Genomic DNA, 23,349 nt, shown 5'->3' with positions numbered 1-23,349 from the left:
GTCGTCGGCCGCCGACGTCATGCGCCCACGATCGATCAATCCGGCGATCCGGCCAATATCGAAAACCTACCGGCGTTGCAACCAGCGCGCCGAGCCGATGCGCGACGGCTCAGCAATGCGGGACGTTCGGCGGGCACCTCTTCGCAGCGGCCGGCGCGGGCGCCGGACGAGGCGGCGGCGGCGCGGGCCTCGCCATTTGTGGCGGCGGCGCTGGCCGTGCGACGGCCGCCATCGGCGGTGGAGCCGGACGCATCATCTGTGGCGGCGGCGCGGGCCGCGCCATCTGCGGCGGCGGAGCCGGACGTGCCATCTGCGGCGGCGGTACGGGCCGCGCCATCGGCGCAGCGGGGCGCATGACTTGCGGCGGCGGCATCGGCCGCGGCGGAGCCGCCCGGACCATGGGTGCAGCCGGCGGTCGTGGCGGCGGCGGAGGGCTCAGCCGCGCCGTCGACGGCGGCGGCGCCCGGTGCTGGACCGGTGGAGCGGCCTGCTGAATGCGCGGGCGGGCGTCGGGGCCGCGCGGAACGGCCGCCGGCATGACCGGGGAGGATGGCGTTGCGGACGGCCGCGTCGGTGGCCCAGCCGGTGCGCCCGGCGGGGTGCGGCTCGCCCGCAGTTCCGGCCGCCCAGGCGGGGCTTGCGCCGGCGAGGGAGAGGCCGGCGACCTTGGATTGGGAACCTGGGCGGAGGGCGGCGGGACCGGCGGGCCGCCGCGGCCCGGCACCGGTAGCGCATTGCCATTGGCCGGCCCCTGCCCCGGCCTGCCCAAGGCGGGCGAAGGTCCACCTGAAGGTCCCCCTGGAGGCGCGTTGGCCTGAATGGCCTGCGGCCCGCCGGGCCTGCCGGCGGGATTGGCGAGCGGTCCCGGCGCCGGGATCTTGCCCTGCTGGATCAGCGACGCCCGCTGCGCCACCGCGGGCGGCAATGCCGGCGCCGGCGCCACGGCCGGAGACGTTCCGGCCGCGGGACCGGTCGCGACGGGCCCGGCAGGCGGCGCCGGACGGTTGATCACGGTGTTGATGACCGTGGTGTTGTGGATGTTCTGATAGATGATGTTGTTCGGCGGCGGCGCTACGAAGGCCGGCGGCCGGACATAGACCGGAATCGGCACGAACACCGGCCGCGGCAGGATGAACAGGCCGACCGGCGCGTAAGGCGGCGACAGATCGACGAACTCCGGCGGCGGTGGCGGCAGGAAATAGACCGGTGGCGGTGGCGGCGGCACGAAGCCGAACTCGGGATCCGACAACAGCAGCACCGGGCGCTCGACATAGACGACCTCGTCGGGCGGTGGCGGCGGCACGTCGTAGTCGATCATCGCAAAGGCCGGCGGCGGAGCGGGCTGAGCCGACAGCATCGCCAGCCGACGCCGCGCATCCTCGGCATGCGCACCATGGGGATAGCGCTTCAGATAGGACCAATACGCCTCGGGGCTGTCGGTGCGATAGGTCCGCCGCCAGGTCAGCGCCTCGCGTCGCGCGGCGACGATCACCCGCACGCGCCGGGCGAGCGCATCGTTCGGATAGGCGGCGATGAAGTCCTCATAGCCCTGCAGCGAGTCGCGCTCCAGCGCCGCGGCGTAGGCCTCCTGCACCGGCAACTCGCGGATCGGCCGCGCGCGCAACGCTGCGGTCTGCTCGGGCGAGGCCTGCGTGGACGGAGCATCCGGGGCCCGTTCGAAGAACGTGAACGCCGACTGGATCTTCTGCGCATCCCACGGCACCTGTGCGCCCTTGGTGTCTTCGTTGACGCGCAGCCGCAACCGGTCGAACATCTCCGGCAGCGACAGGCCGCCGGCGCGGATCATCTCCGCCAGCGAGCGCGCATAGACGCCGTAGGAGCCCGTCTCGTCCGGGGCGATCGTGCCTGGAGCGGCATTGAAGGCGATCAGCATGTTGTTGTCGGGCTCGACCAGCGCCAGCCCGCCCGCGATCGCCGGACCGCCGGTGAGGAACGGCTGCTGGCGCGCCGCATCGAGCACGACCACACCGGCCTTCAGCGGGATCGCGGCAAGCTGGCGAACGTAGTCGCTGAGACGCAGGCCCTCGGTGGGGATGTCGACATCGCTGCCGATGTTGGCGTCGACCGGAATGAAATAGTTCTCGCCCGCGAGCTGCAGGCCATAGCCGGCGAGATAGACCATCGCGACCGTGTTGCCGTCGGACGACTGGGCCTTGTGAATGAAATCGCGAAAGCTTTTGCGCAGCGTGTCGGCATCGAGATCGCGGGCGCCGATCACGTCGAAGCCCGCCGCTTGCAGCGTCTGCGCGATCAGGCCGGCATCGTTGGCCGTCGTCGCCAGCGGGCCCTTGGCATAGGCACTGTTGCCGATGACCAGCGCGATGCGCTTCTCGGGCGCGGGCTGCTGCGCTGCGGCAGGCAGGAGCGAGGCCGCCAACGCAAGCAGACAGAGCGCGACGCTCAGGACGGTCTTCGACAACACGATGGTCTTGGACAAGCGCATGACGGTTCGAGCCCTTCGAGACATCCCGCCCCGGATTCAGCGCGAGCAGGGCTGAACCGCGGTTGAACGGAGGCGTGTCCGTACAGCCCGACGCACAGCTTTTTGTTCCATCGCCGGCGTTCGGCTCGCGGGACGGCCCCCCGAGGCCGCCTGATCCGCAAACGAACGCCGGTGAGCTAGAGCTGCTGCACGTCGACCACGCCGGTCACCGCCTTGATGGCGCCTGCAATTTGTGGCGAAACCTTGAAGCGGCCGGGCAGCTTCATCTCCACCTCGGTTTCCAGGTCGAGCATCATCACCAGCGACACCTCGCCCTCCCCGGCGGCGGCCCGCGGCGCCGGTGGCGCGGTAGTGCCCTTTGCAGATGCCCCGTTGCCATTGCCCGATGCGGCCTCCGGTCCCTGCAGCCGCCGCACGATGGAATCGAGCGGCTTGGTGTCGCGCAGGAAGATGCGCAGGCCGCGCTGCGTCTTGGCGGCGGCATCGTCGAGCGGCTCGGCATGCAGCACGCGAGCGCGGACATCCTCGCCCTGCAGCTCGGCGCCGAGCTGCAGCAGCACCGCCGCGCCCGGCTCGAGCACGTCGCGATATTGCGCGAGCCCTTCCGAGAACAGCACCGCCTCGAAATGCCCGGTCGGATCCGACAGGCCCATGATGCCCATCTTGTTGCCGGTCTTGGTGCGGCGCTCCATGCGCGACACCACGGTCGCCGCGACCTTGCCCGCGGTGGCGCCGGTCTTCACCGCGCGCGAGAACTCGGCCCAGCTCTGCACCCGCAGCCGCTTCAGCGCGGCGGCGTAGTCGTCGAGCGGATGGCCCGACAGGAAGAAGCCGATCGCATCATATTCGCGACGCAGGCGCTCGGCCGGCAGCCAGTTCTCGATGTTCGGCAGGATGATCGCCGGCGCGTCGGCGGCGTTGCCGAACATGTCGTTCTGGCCGGAGGTCGCGGCCTCGTTGGCCCGCTGGCAGGCGGCGACGATCGCATCGGCGCCGGCGAACACGCGGGCGCGGTTCTTGTCGAGACAGTCGAAGGCGCCGGCAGCCGCCAGCGTCTCGATGATGCGCTTGTTGATCGCGCGCGGATTGACGCGCGACGCGAAGTCGGCGAGCGAGGTGAACGGGCCGCCTTTGTTGCGGGCCTCGACGATCATCTCGATCGCCTGCGGTCCGACGCCCTTCAGCGCGGCGAGCGCATAGAAGATGGTGTTGCCGCTGACCTCGAAGGTGGGACCTGAGCGGTTGATCGAGGGCGGCTCGACCTTGATGCCGAGGCGCTGCGCCTCGGCGCGGAATTCCGAGAGCTTGTCGGTGTTGTTGAGATCGAGCGTCATCGACGCCGCGATGAACTCGACGGGATAGTGCGCCTTCATGTAGGCGGTGTGATACGACACCAGCGCGTAGGCGGCGGCGTGCGACTTGTTGAAGCCGTAGTCGGCGAACTTGGCGAGCAGGTCGAAGATGGTGTCGGCCTGGTCCTTCGGCACGCCGTTCTTGACAGCGCCGTCGACGAAGCGGACGCGCTGCTTGTCCATCTCGGCGCGGATCTTCTTGCCCATGGCCCGGCGCAGCAGGTCGGCTTCGCCGAGCGAATAGCCGGACATCTGCTGCGCGACCTGCATCACCTGCTCCTGGTAGATGATGACGCCGAACGTCTCCTTCAGGATCGGCTCCAGGATCGGATGCAGATATTCCGGCTCCTCCTCGCCGTGCTTGCGGGCGCAATAGGTCGGGATGTTGGCCATCGGGCCCGGGCGATACAGCGCGACCAGCGCGATGATGTCCTCGAAGCGGTCGGGGCGCATGTCGATCAGCGCCCGCCGCATGCCCTGACTTTCAACCTGGAACACGCCGACCACGTCGCCGCGGGCCAGCATCTGATAGCTCGGCGCATCGTCGATCGGCAGGGTCGCCAGATCGACATGGATGTCGCGCTGCTTCAGGAGCTTCACCGCGACGTCGAGCACGGTCAGCGTCTTCAGGCCGAGGAAGTCGAACTTGACGAGGCCCGCCGGCTCGACCCACTTCATGTTGAACTGGGTGACCGGCATGTCGGATTTCGGATCGCGATACATCGGCACCAGCTCGCTGAGCGGCCGGTCGCCGATGACGATGCCCGCGGCGTGGGTCGAGGCGTGCCGCGTCAGGCCTTCGAGGCGCATCGCGATGTCGAAGGCGCGCGCCACGACCGGGTCCTCGTCGCGGAACGCCTGCAGCTTCGGCTCGCCCTCGATCGCGGCGGCGAGCGTGACGGGCGCGGCCGGATTCTGCGGCACCAGCTTGGTCAGCTTGTCGACCTGGCCATAGGGCATCTGCAGCACGCGGCCGACGTCGCGCAGCACGCCGCGCGCCTGCAAGGTGCCGAAGGTGATGATCTGCGCCACCTGATCGCGGCCATAGCGCTGCTGCACGTAGGAGATCACCTCGCCGCGGCGATCCTGGCAGAAGTCGATGTCGAAGTCCGGCATCGACACGCGCTCAGGATTGAGGAAGCGCTCGAACAGCAGCGCGAACCGCATCGGGTCGAGATCGGTGATGGTCAAGACCCAGGCGACAAGGGAGCCTGCGCCGGAGCCGCGGCCCGGCCCGACCGGGATGCCGTGCGCCTTGGCCCATTTGATGAAGTCCGACACGATCAGGAAGTAGCCCGCATATTTCATGCGCATGATGACGTCGAGCTCGAACGCCAGCCGCTTCTGATAGTCCTCCTCGGTCATGCCCGGCGCCATGCCGTGCACCTTCAGGCGCCGTTCCAGGCCCTCCTCGGCCTGCCGCTTCAGCTCGGCCGCCTCGGCGCTCGCCGCGTCAATGGCGTCGCTGCCGGTGGCGCCGACGGTAAAGAACGGCAGAATCGGCTTGCGCGTGCGCGGCCGGTAGGAGCAGCGCTCGGCGATCTCGACCGTCGAGGCCAGCGCCTCGGGGATGTCGGCGAACAGCACCGCCATCTCGGCGCGGGTCTTGAAGCGGTGATCGGGCGTCAACTGCACGCGATCGGCGTCGGCGATCAGATGGCCGCCGGCGATGCACAGCAGCGCATCATGCGCCTCGTAGTCGTCCGCGGTCGCGAAATAGGGCTCGTTGGTGGCGACCAGCGGCAGGCCCTTGCCGTAGGCGATGTCGATCAGCCCGCTCTCGACACGGCGCTCGCGCTCGACGCCGTGGCGCTGCAGCTCGATGTAGAGTCGGTCACCGAACTGGCTCGCCAGCTGCTCGCAGCGCTGCGCTGCCAGCGCCGCCATGTCGTGCTGGATCGCGAGCGAAATCGGGCCGTCCGGCCCGCCCGTCAGCGCGATCACCCCGTCGACGCCGTCCTTGAGCCAGTCGAACTTGATGTGCGGCGCCTGATGCGTCGGCGTCTCCAGGAACGCCCGCGAGTTCAGCCGCATGAGGTGGCGATAGCCCTCCTCACGCGCCGCCAGCAGCACGATGCGCGACGGCTGCGCCACCGCCGCCGCATTGCGCGCATTCGGGTCCATGTCGCCGAAATCGATCGCGAGCTCGCAGCCCACGATCGGCTGGATGCCGTAGCCCGCCATCTTGTCGGAGAATTCGAGCCCGCCGAACATGTTGTCGGTGTCGGTCAGGGCCAGGGCCGGCTGCCGGTCGGCCTTGGCGAGCTCGCCCAGCTTGGCGATCTTGATCGAGCCCTTCAGCAGCGAATAGGCGGAATGGACGTGGAGATGGACGAATCCGGCGCTGGACATGCTCGGCTTGCAACTTCCCTGAGGGCTTCCAAAGGCGGAGTGCAGGCCCGAGGAAGGCCCATGACCGACGTCATGGCCGGATCTCCCGACCGACTCGCCGGCGCATGATATCGGATCGGCCGGCAGCGAGTCCGGCCCGCTCTCCCGCTGTCCGGCTTTTCCCCAGCACCCATCCCTGGGAAAATCAAAGCTGCGGAATGATTTGCGCCCAGAGCGCGATCATTCCGACGAACAGCGTGATCGACGCCAGTGCGGCGGCTTCTTCGACGAAAACCTTCAGCATGGAGACCTCCCCGATCTGGAACATAAGAAGAACAATGTTCCTTTTTCGTTCTCAGGTCAAGCGCGCTGGTTCGGTGCTGTCCAGCCGGGTGCGTCATGTGGTTAATCCGCCGTGCGGCCACGAAAAAAGCCCCGGCGCAGGGCGCCGGGGCTTTCGATCCGCCGATCGATCGTCGGCGGACTATCAGTAACGCGTCGCCACCGGACCACCGAACCGATAGTTCAGGCGGGCCGTGAACAGGTCGACGTCCTGCTTGACGCTGTCGGAGCCGGCCGCCCCAAAGCTGACGGTCTGACGATCCATGAACAGATGGTCGTATTCGACGCCCACCGACCAGTTCGGCGCAAAGCCGTATTCGAGGCCGGCACCGACCACCCCACCCCAACGCGTGTCGTCGGTGGAGCCGAGCGACGCACCGGTCGTCGCGTTCGTGATCGAGTACGTGTTGCTGGTCACGGCCGCACCGCCCTTGGCATAGAGCAGCACGTTGTTCCAGGCATAGCCGACCTGGCCGGTGAACAGCCCGAACGCATCGGTCTTGGTGCGGTTACGGGTCGCGAACAGCGAGCTCACATTGTCGCCGGAGAAGTCGGCCCAGTTGCCCTGCGCCTCGACGCCGAACACGATCTGCCCCATCTGCCAGCGATAGCCGACCTGGCCGCCGACGGTGCCGCCCGACGAATCATGCGAGCCCTCACGACCGCCACCAACCAGATCCCAGGTGTTGTGGCTCCAGCCACCGCCACCGTTCGCACCGATGTAGAAGCCGCTCCAATCATAGATCGCAGCCATCACCGGCGGCGGCGCTTTCGTGTAGGGACGCGCGGCGAGATCCGCGGCAAGCGCCGGCGAGGCCAGCACCACGATCGCCGTCGTCATCAACACAAGTTTCTTCATCACAGGTCCAGTCTCGTCTCATTTGGCCCCCAGGCCAGCCGCATCTCTTAACGATGTCGGCCACAATTGCTGTAGCCTCTCGGTCACAGACGGCTTCCGAAAGGCGCCGAGACATGTCCGGAAATTAATCTGCAATCACAGTGTGTTGATGGGAACTTTCCGATTTGCAATCGAAGGCCGACCGACTACACACGACGAGACATTCGCGCATCGCTTTCGCTGCGCCACGCGCGAATTCTGTCGTCATGGGATGAAGGGGAGATCGTTGATGCGTGACGTGTTATTTGCGGCCCTGGCCGCGGCCGGCCTCGTGGTCGCAGCCCATGCCCCGGCTCAGGCCGTCGGCGTCCGGCATGCTTTCTGTCTGCAGGGTGATCAGCATCCGGGCTTGAGCAACTGCACGTTCGACACCTATGCGCAGTGCCAGGCGACGGCGTCGGGGCGGCTGCTGAACTGCATCGCCAATCCCTATTTCGCAGGCGTCAGCAACGACCCGCGCGCGACGCCTTATCCCTACCCGCACAGGCAGCGCATCAAGCCGCGGCCGCCGGCGCCGAATCCGTTCGCGCCGCTGCCGAACCTGTTCGAGTTCGAAGAGGATTGAGGCGCAGCCGCCCTGCGGTGCGCCTTTTCGCAGGCCGCCGTCCATGCGGCTGAGAGACGGAGCCGAGCGTTCGTCGCAGTCATGACTTCGACGAACGCTCGCTGTCGGCAATGGACGATCGTCAGCGCATCATCCCGAATCCGGGACCGAACTTGTAGTTCAGCTTCACGAGCCCGATATCCACATCCTGCTTGATACGATGGGTCATCGCCGGCTGGCCTGCGGCTGCGACGAAGTTCAGGTTCTTGTTGCCGAGGAAGATGTGGTCGTATTCGACGCCGACCGACCAGTTCGGAGCAAAGCCGTATTCGAGACCTGCACCGATGGTGGCGCCCCAACGAGTCGTGTTGGCGCGGTCGAGCATCACGTTGGTGCCGGTCGTGAAGGTGTCGTAGCGATCGCCGACGACTGCGGCGCCGCCCTTGACGTAGCCCAGAATGTTGTCGAAGGCGTAACCCACCTGGCCGGTGAACAGGCCGAATCCGTTGGTGCGTGAGCGGTCGCTGACATTCGGAAGAATCAGGTTGCGGTTCGTGCCCTTGAAGTTGGCCCAGTCGCCCTGCGCCTCGACGCCGAACACCCAGTTGGCCATCTGGTAGCGGTAGCCGACCTGGCCACCGACGGCCGCTCCGCCGCCGCCGGAGCAGCCTTCGCGATTTGCGGCAGGATTGACGGCAACGCCGCCGTTCGAGACCAGATTCCAGCAGTCGCGACTGGAGCCGCCGCCGGCGTTGAAGCCGACATAGAAACCGCTCCAGTCGTACACCGTCGCCATGACGGCGGGCGGAGCCTTGGTGTAGGCCTTCTTCATTGGAAGATCAGCTGCGAAAGCAGATGCCGCCACGGCCATTGCGCCGAGCCCCACCGTTGCGCCGAAAAGCGTTTTCATCATCGAACTCCGTAGCTGCTGTCCCAAGGTCCCCAAGCCCCTCTGTTCCGTTCAAAAACATGTAGCGCGACGAAGCGAACGCGCCTTCGCACGCGCTGCATCGAGAACACTTGATGCGCAGATCAGACGCATTCTTTCCGGCTTTTATGGGGTTTCACTCAAATGCCTGTTTTCATGGGACTTCGCCGCCCCATGAACAAACAACTAATAAGATATATGGAGGAGTCGTGACCGCTGTCTATCGCGCGCCACAATGCGGGCTACGCCAAGATCGTGACCGAGAAACTCCCCGTCACGGAAGGAACCCTGTTGCGTCTCAGTCGTGAATTCTTCTGGGCACCACGACCTGTCTTGCGAATGCGTGGCATCATCATACGCAAAACCGACGAATGTATGGTCTCTCACACGCCAGCAGCGATTCGTCATCGCCGCTGATCGCACGCTTGTACGCAAGCAAGCCGCGACGATCACGTGTAGTAGATCGCAAGCTTCAGCGCAGGATCGTCGTTGGACTGAAACGTCGCATACCGGAGTTTCACGCGCCCCCTCTTCGGATGTTCGAGGAGCTTCTCGCCTGCAGCAAGCGCGTTGACGTCGTGGGCTGCCCACAACTCTTCGAACTCACGACTGCCGGACCGCAGCCGCGCAACCAGGTCGACGAAAGCAGGATCGCCTGCCCACAGATCGTACGTCGCGCGAAACTGCGCGACCATCCGTCTCGCCAGATCCTTCCACTGCGCACCGAACAGCCGGCGCACGCCCGGCCTGCACAGCATGAGCAGCAGCGTGTTGCGCTCCTCGTCAGCGAGCCGTGAGAACCCGAAGATCTCATCCGCCGCGGCATTCCAGGCCAGCACGTCCCATCGTCGTCCTGAGATGTAGGCCGGCTGATTGAGACTCTGCACGAGTTCGCGAAGTCGGACCGGGACCTCTTCTCGCACGAACGGCCTGCGCGCAGGACCGCGCGCCAGCGCCTTGAGGTGAGCATGCTCCGTTCGGGTGAGGCGCAGGGCGCGCGCCAACGCGTCGATGGTCGAGGACGATGGCTTCACGGCGCGGCCCTGCTCGAGGCGGACGTACCAATCGACACCGATGCCGGCGAGTTCTGCAACTTCCTCTCGCCGTAGACCCGCGGTGCGGCGCCGCCGCCCGGCCGCGAGTCCGACCGCCTGCGGCGTCAACTTCTCGCGTCGGGATCGCAGGAAGTTTCCGAGTTCGACATGTCTCAGATCGCTCATGGTTCGTTCCCGACAGGCCCGAGTTCCGAGGCTGGGCGTCCTCAATCCTAGGATAATACCAGGCCTTCCAGCGCGAAGCATAGACCTGCAGGCTGAGCCTTCGCCACCAGCGGAATGGAGAAGGATCATGAAGGCCGCCGTACTGAAACGCTTTGGATCGCCGCTCGATGTCGAAGAGGTCGAGGACCCCTTGCTCGGCACCGGCGAGATCATCGTCGACATCGTCGCAGCAGGCGTGCTGTCCTATGCGAACGAGGTGTTCAGCGGCGAACGGCAGTATCTGCTGGAGCTGCCTGTCATCCCGGGGACGGGCGGCATCGGCCGTGTCAGCGCGCTCGGTCCCGATGCGACGCATCTTGCGATCGGCGACTGGGTTTACTGCGATCCGACAGTGCGCTCGCGTGACAACGCCATCGCCCCCGACATCAATCTGCAGGGCCTGAGCGCGCGCGGACCGGGCGGCCTGAGGCTGCAACGGCATTTCCGGCACGGCTCGTTTGCCGAGCGCATGCGCGTGCCGACAGAGAATGCCAAACCGATCGGTGTCATCGACCCTGCTGACGCGGCGCGGTGGTGCGCGCTCGGTACCCTGCTCGTGCCCTATGGCGGCTTTCTCGCCGCCAAACTGCAGGCTGGAGAAATCGTGCTGGTCAGCGGCGCCACCGGCCGGTTCGGCAGCGCCGCGGTCGCGGTCGCGCTCGCCATGGGCGCCGCTGCCGTCGTAGCGCCCGGCCGCAACGACGCCATGCTGGCGGAGCTGACGCGCAGGTTCGGATCCCGAGTCCATCCGGTCAAACTCTCCGGCGATGAAACCGAGGACGCCCGGCGCATGACGCGCGCCGCGCCCGGCGCGATCGACTGCGTTCTCGACATCATGCCGCCGTCGGTCACGGCCAACGTCGTGCGGCCGGCCATCATGGCGGTGCGTCCCTATGGTCGCGTCGTGCTGATGGGAGGCGTCGGCATGCTGGGCGGCCCCGGCCTCGAGCTCCCCTATCCCTGGATCATGCGCAACTGCGTCACGATCCAGGGCGTCTGGATGTACCCGGCGAGCGCGGCGGTCAGGATGGTGGGGCTGATCAAGGCCGGACTAATCGACCTCACGCAGTTCGAGCCGACCTGTTTCGATCTCGATCACGCCAACGAAGCCGTCACCCACGCCGCCGAGCATCGCGAACCGTTCAGGATGACGGTCATCAAGCCCTGACGACAACCGGTTCAGTCGAGCTCGACCACCTTGCCGCCGACGATCGAGACGCGCCGGTCCATGCGGCCGGCCAGCTCCATGTTGTGGGTCGCGATCAGCATCGCGACCCGCGTCGCCTTGACGAGCTGCATCAGGGCATTGAAGACGTGATCGGCGGTCCCGGGATCGAGATTGCCGGTCGGCTCGTCCGCCAGCAGCGCGCGCGGCGCGTTGGCGACGGCACGCGCGATCGCGACGCGCTGCTGCTCGCCGCCGGAGAGCTCGGCCGGGCGGTGCTTGATGCGCTCGCTGAGGCCGAGATAAGCGAGGATTTCGCTCGCCCGCTTCACCGTCTCCGAACGCTTCAGGCCGCGGATCATCTGCGGCAGCATCACGTTCTCCAGCGCCGTGAATTCCGGCAGCAGCCGGTGCGACTGGTAGACGAAACCGATGTCGGTGCGGCGCATCTGGGTGCGCTCGATGTCGGTGAGCTGCGATGTCGGCACGCCTCCGACATAGACCTCGCCCTCGTCGGGGCTCTCCAGCAGGCCCGCAATGTGCAGCAGCGTCGATTTGCCCGAGCCCGACGGCGCCACCAGCGCCACCGACTGCCCGGCCCACAGCGCCAGCTTGGCGCCGTCCAGGATCGTCAGCTGCTTCTCACCCTGCGTGTACCGGCGCTTGACCTCGTGGAGGTAAACGACCGGGACGTCCTCCGCCCCCTGCTCGTCCATCAGCGCCTCATTCGTAGCGAAGCGCTTCGACCGGGTCTAATCGGGCGGCGCGCCAGGATGGATAGAGCGTGGCCAGAAAGGACAGGGTCAGGGCCATGATGACGACCGCGCTGGTCTCACCGGCATCGATCTCGGCCGGCAGCTTCGACAGGAAGTAGAGCGTCGGATCGAACAGGTCGGTGTTGGTCAGCCAGGACAGAAACAGCCGGATGGTCTCGATGTTCATGCAGATCAGCAAGCCGACGACGAACCCGGTCAGCGTGCCGACCACGCCGATCGAGGCGCCGGTGATCAGGAAGATCCGCATGATCGCGCCCTGCGACGCGCCCATCGTCCGGAGCACGGCGATATCCTGCCCCTTGTCCTTCACCAGCATGATCAGCCCGGAGACGATGTTGAGCGCCGCGACCAGGACGATCAGCGTGAGGATCAGGAACATCACGTTGCGCTCGACCTGAAGCGCGTTGAAGAAGGTGGAATTGCGCTGTCGCCAGTCGACCAGGAAGACCGGCCGGCCCGCCGCCTCGGTCACGGTCTTGCGGAACTGCTCCACCTTGTCGGGATTGCTGGTGAAGATCTCGATCGCGGTGACGTCGTTGTTGCGGTTGAAATAGGCCTGCGCTTCCGACAGCGGCATGAACACGAAGCTGGAATCATATTCCGACATGCCGATCTCGAACACCGCCGCGACCTTGTAGGGCTTGATGCGGGGCGTTGTGCCCATCGGCGTCACCGCGCCCTTCGGCGCGACCAGCGTGATGCTGTCGCCGGCATGGAGCGACAGCAGGTCCGCCAGCCGGCGGCCGATCGCGACACCCTGGCCTTCGTCGAAGCCTTCGAGCGTGCCCTGCTTGATGTTCTTGGCGATCGACGTCAGGTTCACGAGGTCCTGCGAGCGGATGCCGCGGATGAACACGCCGGAGGCATTGAACGGCGACGAGCCCAGCCCCTGGCCGTCGACCACGGGCGCGGCGAGGCGGATGCCCTGCACCTGCGAGATCCGGTCGGAGACGTCCTTCCAGTCGGTCAATGGCGATTCCAGCGGCTGCACCAGAAGGTGGCCGTTGAGACCGAGGATCTTGTCGAGCAGTTCCTTGCGGAAGCCGTTCATCACGGCCATCACGATGATCAGCGTCGCGACGCCCAGCATGATGCCGAGGAAGGAGAACCCTGCGATCACGGAGATGAAACCTTCGCGGCGCCGGGCACGGAGATAGCGTCCCGACAGCATCCACTCGAAGGGGGCGAAGGGCGCGGTCTGCACGGGTTCGGTCATGGCGTCATCCATTGCGCGATCATCCCATGATTCGGGCCGATTGTGGCCGGATTGGCCGTAGGCGGGCGGCTGCCCGGTGGATAATCCGATGATCGACCGAACGGATCAGCCGGCCGAGGGTCCGCCGCCGAGCCGTGCCACGACATCGGCCGGCGACATCATCTGCCGCGCGCCGTCGCTGCGCGTCTTCACCTCGACCTTGCCCTCGGCCAGGCCTTTGGGACCCACCATGATCTGCCAGGGAATGCCGATGAGATCGGCGGTCGCGAATTTCGCGCCGGCCCGCTGCTCGGTGTCGTCATAGAGCACATCGACGCCCTTGGCGAGGAGATCGCGATAGAGCTGCTCGCAGGCCGCATCGGTGTCGGAGCCGCCCTGCTTCAGGTTGAGGATGACGGCCCGGAACGGCGCCACCTCCTCCGGCCATTTGATGCCGGCATCGTCGTGACAGGCCTCGATGATGGCACCGGCCAGCCGCGAGACACCGACGCCATAGGAGCCGCCATGGACGGTGACCTCCGCCCCGTCGGGCCCGGCGACGAGCGCCTTCATCGGCTCGGAATATTTCGTTCCGAAATAGAAGATCTGGCCGACCTCGATGCCGCGGGTGTTGACGCGGCGGTCCGCCGGCACCTCGGCCTCGAAGCGGGCCGCGTCGTGGACGTCCTCGGTCGCGGCGTAGAGCGAGGTCCACTCCTTGATGATCGGCGTCAGGTCGCCGTCATAGTCGACGGATTCCGGCGGAATCGGCAGGTCGAGCACGTTGCGGTCGCAATAGACGCCGGACTCGCCGGTCTCGGCCAGCACGATGAACTCGTGGCTGAGATCGCCGCCGATCGGGCCGGTCTCGGCGCGCATCGGGATGCCCTTCAGGCCCATGCGGGCGAAGGTGCGCAAATAGGCGACGAACATCCTGTTGTAGGCGCGCCGCGCGCCGGCCTCGTCCAGATCGAACGAATAGGCGTCCTTCATCAGGAATTCGCGGCCGCGCATCACGCCGAAGCGCGGACGCTGCTCGTCGCGGAATTTCCATTGGATATGATAGAGATTGAGCGGCAGGTTGCGGTAGGACTTCACATAGGCACGGAAGATTTCCGTGATCATTTCCTCGTTGGTCGGCCCGTACAACAACTCACGCTTGTGGCGATCGGCGATGCGTAGCATCTCCGGACCATAGGCGTCGTAGCGGCCGCTCTCGCGCCAGAGGTCGGCGAGTTGCAGGGTCGGCATCAACAGCTCCAGCGCACCGGCGCGGTTCTGCTCCTCGCGGACGATCTGCTCGATCTTCTTCAGGACCTTGAAGCCCAGCGGCAGCCAGGCATAGATGCCGGCGGCCTCCTGCCGCAGCATGCCGGCGCGCAGCATCAACCGATGCGAGACGATCTCGGCTTCCTTCGGGTTTTCTTTCAGAATGGGCAGGAAAAACCGCGTCAGACGCATGGGATGGGCCTTCGGGATTCGGGGCGGGCTGGCGCAGTCAAACCGGATCAGGCGGCAAAACACAAGACTGGGTTTGAGAAAAAGCGGCTAAGCCACCGGATTCCCAATCATTTTGCTGGTTCTGCTGAGGTGGTGGATGAACCGGCTGCAGCACCCTCTCTGGGACCGGCCGTGGCTACGGCACCGGCCAAGTCCCCTGCCCGGGCCGTTCTATTGCGAACGGCCCTGCTCCGACGACCATTTGTCGAGATCGCTGATCTCGGCGCTGCCCTCGATGGTCGAGATCGTGCCGTCGCGGCTGACGAGCATGGTGCGTGGAATGTCGCCCTGCCAGGACGGATCGATCTCGAACCGCAGCCGCTCGACGTAGCCGTCGTTGAAGATGAAGTTCTCGGCCGCGGCGAGGCCGGCCTTGTCCAGCATGGCCTGTGTCGCCGTATCGAGATTGGGGACGAGGTCGGCGCTGACGGTGACGACGTCGATCCCGGGGTGATCCGCCATGAACTTGCCGAGTTGCGGCAGCTCGATCTTGCAGGGACCGCAGGTCACACCCCAGAAATGGATCAGGGTCGGACGGCCGGCATGAGCCCGCAGCACCTGCCGCCAACTGCCGCGTTCGAACGGTTTCAGCGACGGGGCAGCCACGGTGCTCGCACCGGTCAGAGCTGCGACGCCAAGGATCGCGAGAGCCGCCAATGCGCGTTTCATGACTCGTCTCCGATCGCCTGCAACCGATAGCCGTCCGCCTTGGTCATCCATGACAGGAAGATCTGCCTGTCATTGGCGATGAGCAGCGGGTGATCCGACGCATTGTCGGTGCTCGCGACCACACGTGGCTTGGACCAGGTCTCGCCGTCGTCATGGGATTGCATCACCATCACGCTGGTGCGCTCGCCGTCGAATTCCTTCCATGCCAGGCTCGTGACGGCGTTGGTCGAGAGCACATAGGGACGGGTCGGATTGCGATCGGCCTGACCGATCGCCATCGGCTCCGAGAAGGTCCGTCCGCCGTCGCGCGAATGCGCATAGAACAAGCCCTTGCGCGCCCTGCCATTCGTGAACCAGGCGACGTGATACGTCCCGGTGGGAGCAACGGACAGGCTGGGCCCGTGATGCGGACAGGCCTTGATCTGCCAGTCGTCGGTGCTGACCCGGTAGACCCGCCCTGGCGCTGCGAGGCCGTCGAACGTCACGACGGCGTGGTCGCGAATGCCGCCCTCGAAGATGTTGCGGAAGACGACGACCGGGCGTCCCGGTCCGGCGAAGGCAACGCCGAGCCTGCAGCATTCACAGGTGTTGTCCTGGGCCAGCGACGCCTCCGCATAGGTGATGCCGCCATCGTGCGACGAGGAGAAGAACAGCCCTGCCCCGTCGTAGGCGCGCCCGGCCTCCCTGGCCGGCACGCGATTCCTCTTGTCGAGCCAGGCCACGAAGATGCTCCCGTCCTCGTCGAGCGCCAGCGCTTCGAAGCGCTGGCTCTCGTTGCTGGACGTGATCGGCTGGATCGGCGCGAAGCTGCTGCCGCCGTCGCCGGAACGCGCATAGAACACCTGCCCGTTGAAGGCCTGGTCGCGGAACGTCGAGAACGCCACGGCGATCCCACCCTTCCGATCGACCACGAGCTTCGGCCGGGCGTCCGGCCCCCAATCCAGGTCGAGTCGCTGCGTGGTGACCGGCACCGCGGCCGAATAGCTGCCTCCCGTATCGGTCGAGCTCGCGACCGAGATCCGTCCGCCGGCCATCCAGGCCAGCCACAACGTCCCGTTCGCGTCGAAGAAAGGCGTCACCTTGGTCGCACATCGGAGCTCGGTGCCCTCGCATGCCGCATCCGACCCGTGCTGGTGCGCCATCTGGGCCCCCGCCGTCAGCGGACAGAGCAAGGCGATCGCCAGGCCAGCGAGACCGCTCCGAAGCCATGAAGTCCTCGTCATGTCGTCCCTCATCGGAATGCCACCTTCATGCCAGCCAGGAACGCGCGCGGCGAACCGGCGTAGATCGAGTTGGTTGTATTCGCCAGAACACTGGCCGAATCCTGAACCCCTGCCTTCGTCACCGTATTCGAGATGTTGTTGGCCGAAGCAATGTAGGTCCGGTCGAACAGGTTTCTGACCTCGAAGAAGACGTTGATCGACTTGAAGGTGTCGGACGGCAGCTCGGTCTTGTAGTGGACGTTGAGATTGACGAGTTCATAGCCGGGTGCCTTCAACAGGTTCGCATTGTCCATATAGAAGGAATCCTTCCATTGGACCTCGACGAAAGCGCCGAGCCCGGCGAACCTCCCGCTGTCGTGATCATAGCCGAACCGGGCCGTCAGCTCGTTCGGGGAAATCCCCGGAATCTTGTTGCCGGCGCGGTTGAAGCCGAAGACCTTTGCCGCTGGAGAGGTCAAGTTCTCCGTATAGTCGGTGTAGATCTCGTCGAGATAGGTGTACGCGGCCGTGAACTGCCATCCGGGGAGGAACTTCCAATCCGCAGCCAGCTCGATGCCGCGATGCTCCGACCGCGGCGCGTTGAAGGAATAGCTCACGCCCGAGACGGGCGTGGCCTGATTGACGATCTCGTTGCGGAAAAACTCGTAGAAGCCGGTGGCACTCACCGTCACGGCGCGGTTTGGCGTCCAATCGAAGCCGAGATCGTAGCCGACGTTGCTCTGCGACTTCAGGCCGGTGTTGTTTCCGGCCGAGCCGTCCGACAGGACGAACAGATTCGAGACCTGCGGGGTGCCGTAGCCCGTGGCGACGCGGGCACGCAGCAGCCAGTCGCTGTTCACCTTGTAGAGCAGTGCCAGCTCGGGGGCGAGATTGTCGAATTGGCGATCTGCCGTCGTGATGGTCGTGCTCACGGTCCCGGCCGAACCCGCATATTTGTAGGCGGTATTCACGCCCTTGAGATGGGTCTGTTCCCATCCGATGCCCGCGACGGCTGTTAGCGCCGAAGTCAGCCTGATCTCCTCACGCGCCCGCAGGCCATAGTTGGTGGTCGTGCTCAGGGTGTTGGCCGACAACGCCCCGAGCGTCGCGTTGCCGCCGGGTATCACGTTGCGCGTGTCGCCTGAAGCCGTCAGCGTGTTGTAGAAGGCGCCGAAGAAGGTGGTCGATTCCAGCCCGAAGATCTCCCCCCTCTTGGTGATGTCGCTCATGTAGTTGTACGACGGATAGTCACCGATGGCGCTGGTCGATCCGGTCGGCTGGCTGATGTTGCGATCGTCGAACACGAACTGGTTGCGCCAGGTCGTATTGTTATCGAAATCATGCTCCCAGCGGCCGCCCACGATGGTCCGGCGATCGTTGCGGCCGAGTCCGGCCTGCAGTGCGGTCTGCTTTTCGATGCCCCCAGAATTGTTGAAGCCATTGTTGTTGAGCGTGACGGTGCCGCAGCCGGCCGTCAGTGGCGTCCCCGTCGTACAGCCCTGCTGATAAGGATTCTGGTAGTATTGAGTCAATGACGAGCGGATCGGCAGCCGCGTGAACAGGTCGTTGTTGATGATCTTGACCGTGAAGCGGTCGTCCGGAGTCGCCTTGTAGGTGCCGAGGAAGTTGACGGTCTGGGTGTTGAACCAGCTGTTGCCGAGATAGCCGTCTCCGCGCACGTCGCTCGTGAACAGCGATCCCTCGAAATTGCCGACCTTCTTGCCGAACGTCATGTAGTTGTTGAGGTAGCCGAAGCTGCCGCCCTCGCTGCCGATCTCGAGGCCATCGATGCTGCCGCCCGGGCGGGTGCGAAAGTTGAGCGCGCCGCCGGTCGCATAATTGCCATAGAGCGCCGACGACGGCCCGCGGATGACGTCGATAGCGCCGTAGGCATGGGGATCGATGATATCGCTGCGCGACAGGCCGTCCGGCTGCGTCACCGGGAAGCCGTCCTCGAAGATCGCGATGTTGCGGATGGCGAAGCCGTTGCGGGCATTGGAGCCGCGGATCGAGATGCCGAAATCGCGCGGGCCGTTGCCCTGTTTGACCGAGACGCCGGGACTTTCGCGCAGGATGTCGCTCACCGAGAACGCGGGCCGGTCGTCGTAGCGGCTGCGGTCGATGGTCGTGGCGGTCTGGCCGGACGGCGACTGGCTGAGCTGGTCGCGTGCGGCGCCGGCGCTGGAGGCTCGGCCGGACTCCGCTCCTCCCGGCCCGGACGCGCCGGCGACCGATGCGGCGGCCGGTTTCGGCGCGCGGCTGCGGACGGATGCTGCTTGCGTGACCGGCTTGCGCACGGCTCGTGGTGCCGCCGCGCGCGGCGCGTCGACGGTGACGGACGGCAATTCCTTCTCGGTCTGGGCGTGCGCGATCGTGGCCGGCTGCAACATCAGCTGCAGGGCGATCACGCTCACGCCACCCAGGGCATGACGACGGAACATGTTTGACTTCCCCAATGCCGGCACCACGGCCGGTCTTCCTGATTCAAGACGGATCGGCCCGCTGCCGCGGGACCGCTGACGATGTCTGTGCTCAGGAGAGGAAGGGAGGCCCTCGTGGTTGGGACTGCGGCCGGACAAAACGATGGACCAGCGTGAGCTCACGCGCGGTCCAGTCGATGCGTACCATCGGGCGGAGCGGAGCCGCCTGGACCGGAGCGGGCGGCGCCTCGAGCGCAGCGGTGGCATGCAGCACGCAGCACATGACGCAGTCGAGGCCGCAGGCGGCGCGGTCGGCATCGCCGTTCGACGGCGCCGCGTCCGTCGCGGCATGACAGATCACCCCGCCGCCGAGCGCGTCGGCGGCCGCGACCGTCGCAGCAGCCATGGCGGATGCGGCCACCGGCGCCAGCACCTGCAGCAGCAATGCGAGCAGCGCGACCGGCAGATATCGGCCGGGCTTCCGGCGGAAAGGGGCGGCACGACGTCGGGTGCCGCCAACGGCCAACATCCGGCTCGCCAGCGCGCCAGCCGTCATCGCAGCATCGACCACCCGTTGCTTCATCGAGGCCCGCCTCTCCGTCGGAGTCGTGGAGCGCGCGGCCTACATCTTCATGCCCGAGTGATCGTGCTGCTTCATCATGCTGCCGCCCTCGCCGCCGGGTCCCTTGGCACCTACCGGCTGGACCTCCAGCGTCACGGCCACCTTGCCGGCCTTCTCGAACTCCAGCGTCACTGGCAGCTTGTCGCCCTGCTTGAGCGGGCTCTTCAGATCCATCAGCATCAGATGATAGCCGCCGGGGGCCAGCGCCACGGTCTTGCCGGGATCGATCACGAGCCCCTTGTCGAGCGGCCGCATCGTCATGACGCCGTTGGTCACGGCCATCTCGTGGATTTCAGCCCTGCCGGCAATTTCGGCGGAGACCGCAACCAGGCGATCCGGCGCCGCGCCCTTGTTCTCGATCGTCAGATATCCGGCGCCGGTTTTGGCGCCGCCTGGCGTGGCGCGGCTCCACGGCTGCACGATCACGAGGTCACCCGCCTTGACATCCGCGGCGAACGCGCCGGGCGACACAGGCAGCAGCAGAGCGAGTGCAAGCAGAGAGCGTCCGAAAAACGTCATGTCCATCATCCCTTTTCCGATGGGTCGTCACCATGCGCCCGGCTCCAGCCAGTGGCGCGTATCTGCCCGCCGCGAACGGCCAAGCAGACGAAATAATTCTGCACAGTTTGGAGGCAGCGGCCGCCGAGCGGCGCACGCATCACGCGCCGGGCGGAGCCCTGGCCTGCGGGTGCGAACAGGCGCGCGCGAGCCGGGCACCTGGAGAATTCGCAAACCAGACGACGTCGCACGACTCGCGTCGAACAGCAGCGGAGACGGACGGGTCGGGCCCGTCCAGCGCGGCCGGCTGCGCCGCGCAGCACAGGTCGCAGACGTGCCGGCCGGGCTTGCCCTGCGACTCGTCATTTCCGGGGAATGTCGGCTGAGACTCGCGCTGGCCGTGGCAGATCTGCGCACCGCGCAAAGGATCGGATGCAGCGATGGCGGCGGCCCATGCGCCATCGACCGGCGCCAGGATCTGCACCCACAGCGCGATCAGCATGATCGGAAAAAACGCCTGCAGCCGCTGCCGCATCGGAGCCTGCCAAATGAACTGGACCGTTGTGCCCGAGCCCGCGCACCGAGTCGAGGCCGCACGGAACACAGTCAGCACAATTTGCCGGCGTCTATCGTTTTAAAGAAGCGCCACCGGGCCGATGGGCCATCCTGGATCACGCGTTCTTGCGGTAATTCGGCACCCGTCACGGGAAAGTGCGAAAATAAAACTCGTCAATTGCAAGCACTTACCGATCATTTCGTGAAGTGCGCGAAAATTGAACAATCGTTGCCGAAAAGGATGACAAACGCAAAAAGATCGTCTACGACTTTGGGCCTCAGGCTATCGTTTGCGGAAGTCTGGTGGTCCAAGTCTCGGGAGGAGCCCTGACGCGCACAAGCAGCGTCACCCCGCTTAACAAGATCAAATCTGAACTTGCGGGATATTCAAAGGGTCGACACAATTCCGAGCAGGGCCCGCTGCCCTGCTCTATTTTTTTGGCGACAGCCCTTCCTTGAAGACAATATCGCGTGGCGATGAACGTTACCTGAATACGTTCGCTTGCCGCTTTGCGATTTCGCCGCTTTGCGAGTTCGTCTCACGAGCCGCAAAACGTCGGCAAAGGCGTGCGCCAGCGCGATTTCACCCTCCGCCACGGCAGCGTGACGGAGACCGGTTCACGGCCCTGCACGACCCAGCGCGTTTGATCCGCCTCGACCTCCAGCACGCCGAACGACTCGGCCGGGTCTCCGGAAATGAAGGTCTCGGTCAGCGATTGGAGCGTGATATGCGGCGTGCCGTCGACGGTCGTCAGCGTATTCCAATGCACATGACCGGCCAACGCGACGGTCGCACACGGCGCGGCCGCGATGACTTTCCGGATTTCGGCGATCTCGGCATAAGCCGCATGCCCGGGATTGGCTTCGAAATAATAATTGCCAGTCTGCGCATGCCCTGACAGCGGTACGTGGCTCACGAGCAAGGTCGGCCGTTCGTCCTGTCCGAGCAACTCTTCGAGCTCGTCGAGATCGCCATCGGAAAGATGCAGGCCCCGCGCTCGGGTAAGACGGACATCGGGCTGCCAGAACACACATCGGAGGTCGCCGATGATCAGCGACCGCGATTCGCTCGGCCGATCGAAGATCGCTTCATTGTCGGCGAGCGTAAGACACGCGACGTCATGATTGCCGCTGAGGTGATGGTGTCCCACCAGGAGCCTGCCGAAACACATCGCGACGTCGCTCTGAAGCAGGCGGTCCCGTTCCGGGTCCTCATCGGAGATCCGATCACCGAGATCGATCACCGCATCGAAGCTTCTGGCGTTGATCTCTGCGACAAATCGCTCCAGCAGTGGGAGCGCCATCGAACCACGCTTCGTCGGTGTATCCTGACCGTGATGGATGTCGCCGACCACGGCAATACGCGTCGTTGCCAAAAGCGCGTCCCCAGCAAATGCATGGCGTGAGAGATTGTCATCGCCGGTAGCATGGACGCATCACGGTTTTCTGACAGCGGGCGTGCACCGCGAGATCCCTGAATGCAACGCACAACATCCGGCTGTAGCGCGTTCATTGGGGTTGTGAAACACTGTGGATCTTGGCTGCGCGATCAACGACGCCGCCAGACAACAATGGGACAGGGAGCACGGGATGCCCGGCACAGACGAAACGTCCAAGAAAGCATTCACGACGAGGCGCGATCTTCTCCAGGCGGCGACGGCCGCGGGCTCGGCGGCGGCCCTGCTCGCCGGCTTCGGCATCAATCCGGCCATGGCTGCCGAAATGGGCCGCTCCGAAAAGCCGCTCAAGGCGGCCTTCTCCAACGCCGGTCTGCAGGCGACCTGGTGCGCCCAGGGCAAGCAGGCGGCGGAGTGGTGGGGCAAGCTGCTCAACGTCGAGGTGACCTGGTTCGACGGTCAGCTCGACGCGGTGAAGCAGCGCGCCGCGATCGACAACATGGCCTCGCAAAAATGGGATTTCGTCGCCATCCAGGCATTCGGCATCGGCACCCTGACGCAGCCGGTGCAGAAGATGATCGATGCCGGCATTCCCGTGATCGACATGGACACGCTGATCGCGCCGCTCGACCAGATCAACGTGCATTCGTTCCTGGCCCCCGACAACGAGTTCATGGGCGCATCCGTCACCCAGGCGCTCGCGACTGCGATGGGCGGCAAGGGCAAGATCATCATGACGCAGGGCGCGCTCGGCCACACCGGCGCGCAAGGCCGCGCCAAGGGCTTCACCTCGGTGATCAAGCAGTTTCCGAACATCGAAGTGCTCGACACGCAGCCGGCCGACTGGGACGTGTCGAAGGCGGCGCGGCTGTGGGAGACCTATCTCACCAAATATCCGCAGATCGACGCGGCGTTCTTCCACAATGACGACATGGCGCTGGCCGCCTACAACATCATGAAGGCGCGCAACCGCACCAACATCCTGATCGGCGGCGTCGACGCCATGCCGCCGGCGATCCAGGCCGTCAGCGAGGGCCGGATGTTTGCGACCGTTCGCAATCCCTCCTGCCGCATTCATGGCGGCGCGATCGTCGCGGGCGTCGCTGCCGTCACGGCCGGCGAGAAGAGCGGCCAGGGCATCCCCAAGCACGTCATCACCGACGGGCCCGTCGTGACCAAGGCCAATGCCGCCGGCATGCAATGGATGGAGGATCACTTCCTGATCTAGAGTC

18 protein-coding genes are annotated in these 23,349 nt (G+C 65.7%); 3 read left to right on the top strand and 15 right to left on the bottom strand.

Features of this window, described 5'->3' with window-relative positions:
- Positions 1-109: 109 nt before the first annotated feature.
- The 3 genes from ACQR1B_RS19745 to ACQR1B_RS19735 all read right to left on the bottom strand — a co-directional run bounded on the left by ACQR1B_RS19745 (position 110) and on the right by ACQR1B_RS19735 (position 7,348).
- The gene (locus ACQR1B_RS19745) at positions 110-2,464 is read right to left on the bottom strand and encodes a caspase family protein (RefSeq protein WP_434833310.1); all 2,355 of its coding nucleotides are present in this window, start codon (positions 2,462-2,464) and stop codon (positions 110-112) included.
- A 176-nt stretch (positions 2,465-2,640) separates the two neighbouring features.
- Positions 2,641-6,168, bottom strand: coding sequence for a DNA polymerase III subunit alpha (dnaE, locus tag ACQR1B_RS19740; RefSeq protein ID WP_434833311.1), 3,528 nt, complete (start codon positions 6,166-6,168; stop codon positions 2,641-2,643).
- 466 nt (positions 6,169-6,634) lie between these two features.
- Positions 6,635-7,348, bottom strand: a complete 714-nt coding sequence (locus tag ACQR1B_RS19735) for an outer membrane protein (RefSeq protein ID WP_434833312.1) — start codon at positions 7,346-7,348, stop codon at positions 6,635-6,637.
- A 268-nt stretch (positions 7,349-7,616) separates the two neighbouring features.
- Between ACQR1B_RS19735 and ACQR1B_RS19730 the strand changes: the two genes are divergently transcribed.
- Positions 7,617-7,952 carry a DUF3551 domain-containing protein gene (locus ACQR1B_RS19730; RefSeq protein WP_434833313.1) on the top strand — a complete coding sequence of 112 codons (336 nt, stop codon included), beginning with the start codon at positions 7,617-7,619 and terminating at the stop codon, positions 7,950-7,952.
- Between the two features lie 121 nt (positions 7,953-8,073).
- Here the strand turns inward: ACQR1B_RS19730 and ACQR1B_RS19725 are convergent, their stop codons facing one another.
- Together ACQR1B_RS19725 and ACQR1B_RS19720 are read right to left on the bottom strand one after the other, a co-directional pair.
- Positions 8,074-8,844, bottom strand: coding sequence for an outer membrane protein (locus tag ACQR1B_RS19725; protein ID WP_434833314.1), 771 nt, complete (start codon positions 8,842-8,844; stop codon positions 8,074-8,076).
- A 464-nt stretch (positions 8,845-9,308) separates the two neighbouring features.
- A complete protein-coding gene (locus tag ACQR1B_RS19720; RefSeq protein ID WP_434833315.1) occupies positions 9,309-10,079 on the bottom strand; it encodes a helix-turn-helix transcriptional regulator in 771 nt (256 codons plus the stop codon).
- Positions 10,080-10,206: 127 nt separating this feature from the next.
- On the opposite strand from ACQR1B_RS19720, the gene ACQR1B_RS19715 reads away from it, so the two are divergent.
- Positions 10,207-11,286, top strand: coding sequence for an alcohol dehydrogenase catalytic domain-containing protein (locus tag ACQR1B_RS19715; protein WP_434833316.1), 1,080 nt, complete (start codon positions 10,207-10,209; stop codon positions 11,284-11,286).
- Positions 11,287-11,297: 11 nt separating this feature from the next.
- On the opposite strand, the gene ACQR1B_RS19710 is transcribed toward ACQR1B_RS19715, so the two are convergent.
- From ACQR1B_RS19710 to ACQR1B_RS19665, 10 genes are all read right to left on the bottom strand, one after another.
- On the bottom strand, positions 11,298-11,999 hold the full coding sequence (locus ACQR1B_RS19710) for an ABC transporter ATP-binding protein (protein ID WP_434833317.1): 702 nt from the start codon (positions 11,997-11,999) through the stop codon (positions 11,298-11,300).
- Positions 12,000-12,006: 7 nt separating this feature from the next.
- The gene (locus ACQR1B_RS19705) at positions 12,007-13,287 is read right to left on the bottom strand and encodes a lipoprotein-releasing ABC transporter permease subunit (RefSeq protein WP_434833318.1); all 1,281 of its coding nucleotides are present in this window, start codon (positions 13,285-13,287) and stop codon (positions 12,007-12,009) included.
- 93 nt (positions 13,288-13,380) lie between these two features.
- Positions 13,381-14,715 (bottom strand): proline--tRNA ligase, encoded by a 1,335-nt coding sequence (gene proS / locus ACQR1B_RS19700; protein WP_434833319.1) that lies wholly within the window; start codon positions 14,713-14,715, stop codon positions 13,381-13,383.
- Positions 14,716-14,925: 210 nt separating this feature from the next.
- Positions 14,926-15,423 carry a TlpA family protein disulfide reductase gene (locus ACQR1B_RS19695; RefSeq protein ID WP_434833320.1) on the bottom strand — a complete coding sequence of 166 codons (498 nt, stop codon included), beginning with the start codon at positions 15,421-15,423 and terminating at the stop codon, positions 14,926-14,928.
- Positions 15,420-16,646 (bottom strand): sialidase family protein, encoded by a 1,227-nt coding sequence (locus ACQR1B_RS19690; RefSeq protein WP_434833321.1) that lies wholly within the window; start codon positions 16,644-16,646, stop codon positions 15,420-15,422. Before ACQR1B_RS19690 ends, ACQR1B_RS19695 begins: the two co-directional genes overlap by 4 nt.
- Positions 16,647-16,654: 8 nt before the next feature.
- Positions 16,655-19,066 carry a TonB-dependent receptor family protein gene (locus tag ACQR1B_RS19685; RefSeq protein WP_434833322.1) on the bottom strand — a complete coding sequence of 804 codons (2,412 nt, stop codon included), beginning with the start codon at positions 19,064-19,066 and terminating at the stop codon, positions 16,655-16,657.
- Positions 19,067-19,157: 91 nt separating this feature from the next.
- Complete coding sequence (locus tag ACQR1B_RS19680; RefSeq protein ID WP_434833323.1) at positions 19,158-19,628, bottom strand: DUF2946 family protein; 471 nt, start codon at positions 19,626-19,628, stop codon at positions 19,158-19,160.
- Positions 19,629-19,667: 39 nt separating this feature from the next.
- Positions 19,668-20,186 carry a copper chaperone PCu(A)C gene (locus ACQR1B_RS19675; protein ID WP_434833324.1) on the bottom strand — a complete coding sequence of 173 codons (519 nt, stop codon included), beginning with the start codon at positions 20,184-20,186 and terminating at the stop codon, positions 19,668-19,670.
- A gap of 139 nt (positions 20,187-20,325) precedes the next feature.
- Positions 20,326-20,700, bottom strand: coding sequence for a DUF2946 family protein (locus ACQR1B_RS19670; RefSeq protein WP_434833325.1), 375 nt, complete (start codon positions 20,698-20,700; stop codon positions 20,326-20,328).
- 559 nt (positions 20,701-21,259) lie between these two features.
- Complete coding sequence (locus ACQR1B_RS19665) at positions 21,260-22,024, bottom strand: metallophosphoesterase family protein (RefSeq protein ID WP_434833326.1); 765 nt, start codon at positions 22,022-22,024, stop codon at positions 21,260-21,262.
- 286 nt (positions 22,025-22,310) lie between these two features.
- Between ACQR1B_RS19665 and ACQR1B_RS19660 the strand changes: the two genes are divergently transcribed.
- Positions 22,311-23,345, top strand: coding sequence for a sugar ABC transporter substrate-binding protein (locus ACQR1B_RS19660; protein ID WP_434833327.1), 1,035 nt, complete (start codon positions 22,311-22,313; stop codon positions 23,343-23,345).
- Positions 23,346-23,349 lie beyond the last annotated feature (4 nt).

This window comes from Bradyrhizobium oligotrophicum (assembly GCF_051168495.1).
GTDB lineage: Bacteria > Pseudomonadota > Alphaproteobacteria > Rhizobiales > Xanthobacteraceae > Bradyrhizobium > Bradyrhizobium oligotrophicum_A.
Note: the sequence above shows the minus strand (reverse complement) of the source record. Positions and strands in the feature narration are given on the sequence as shown.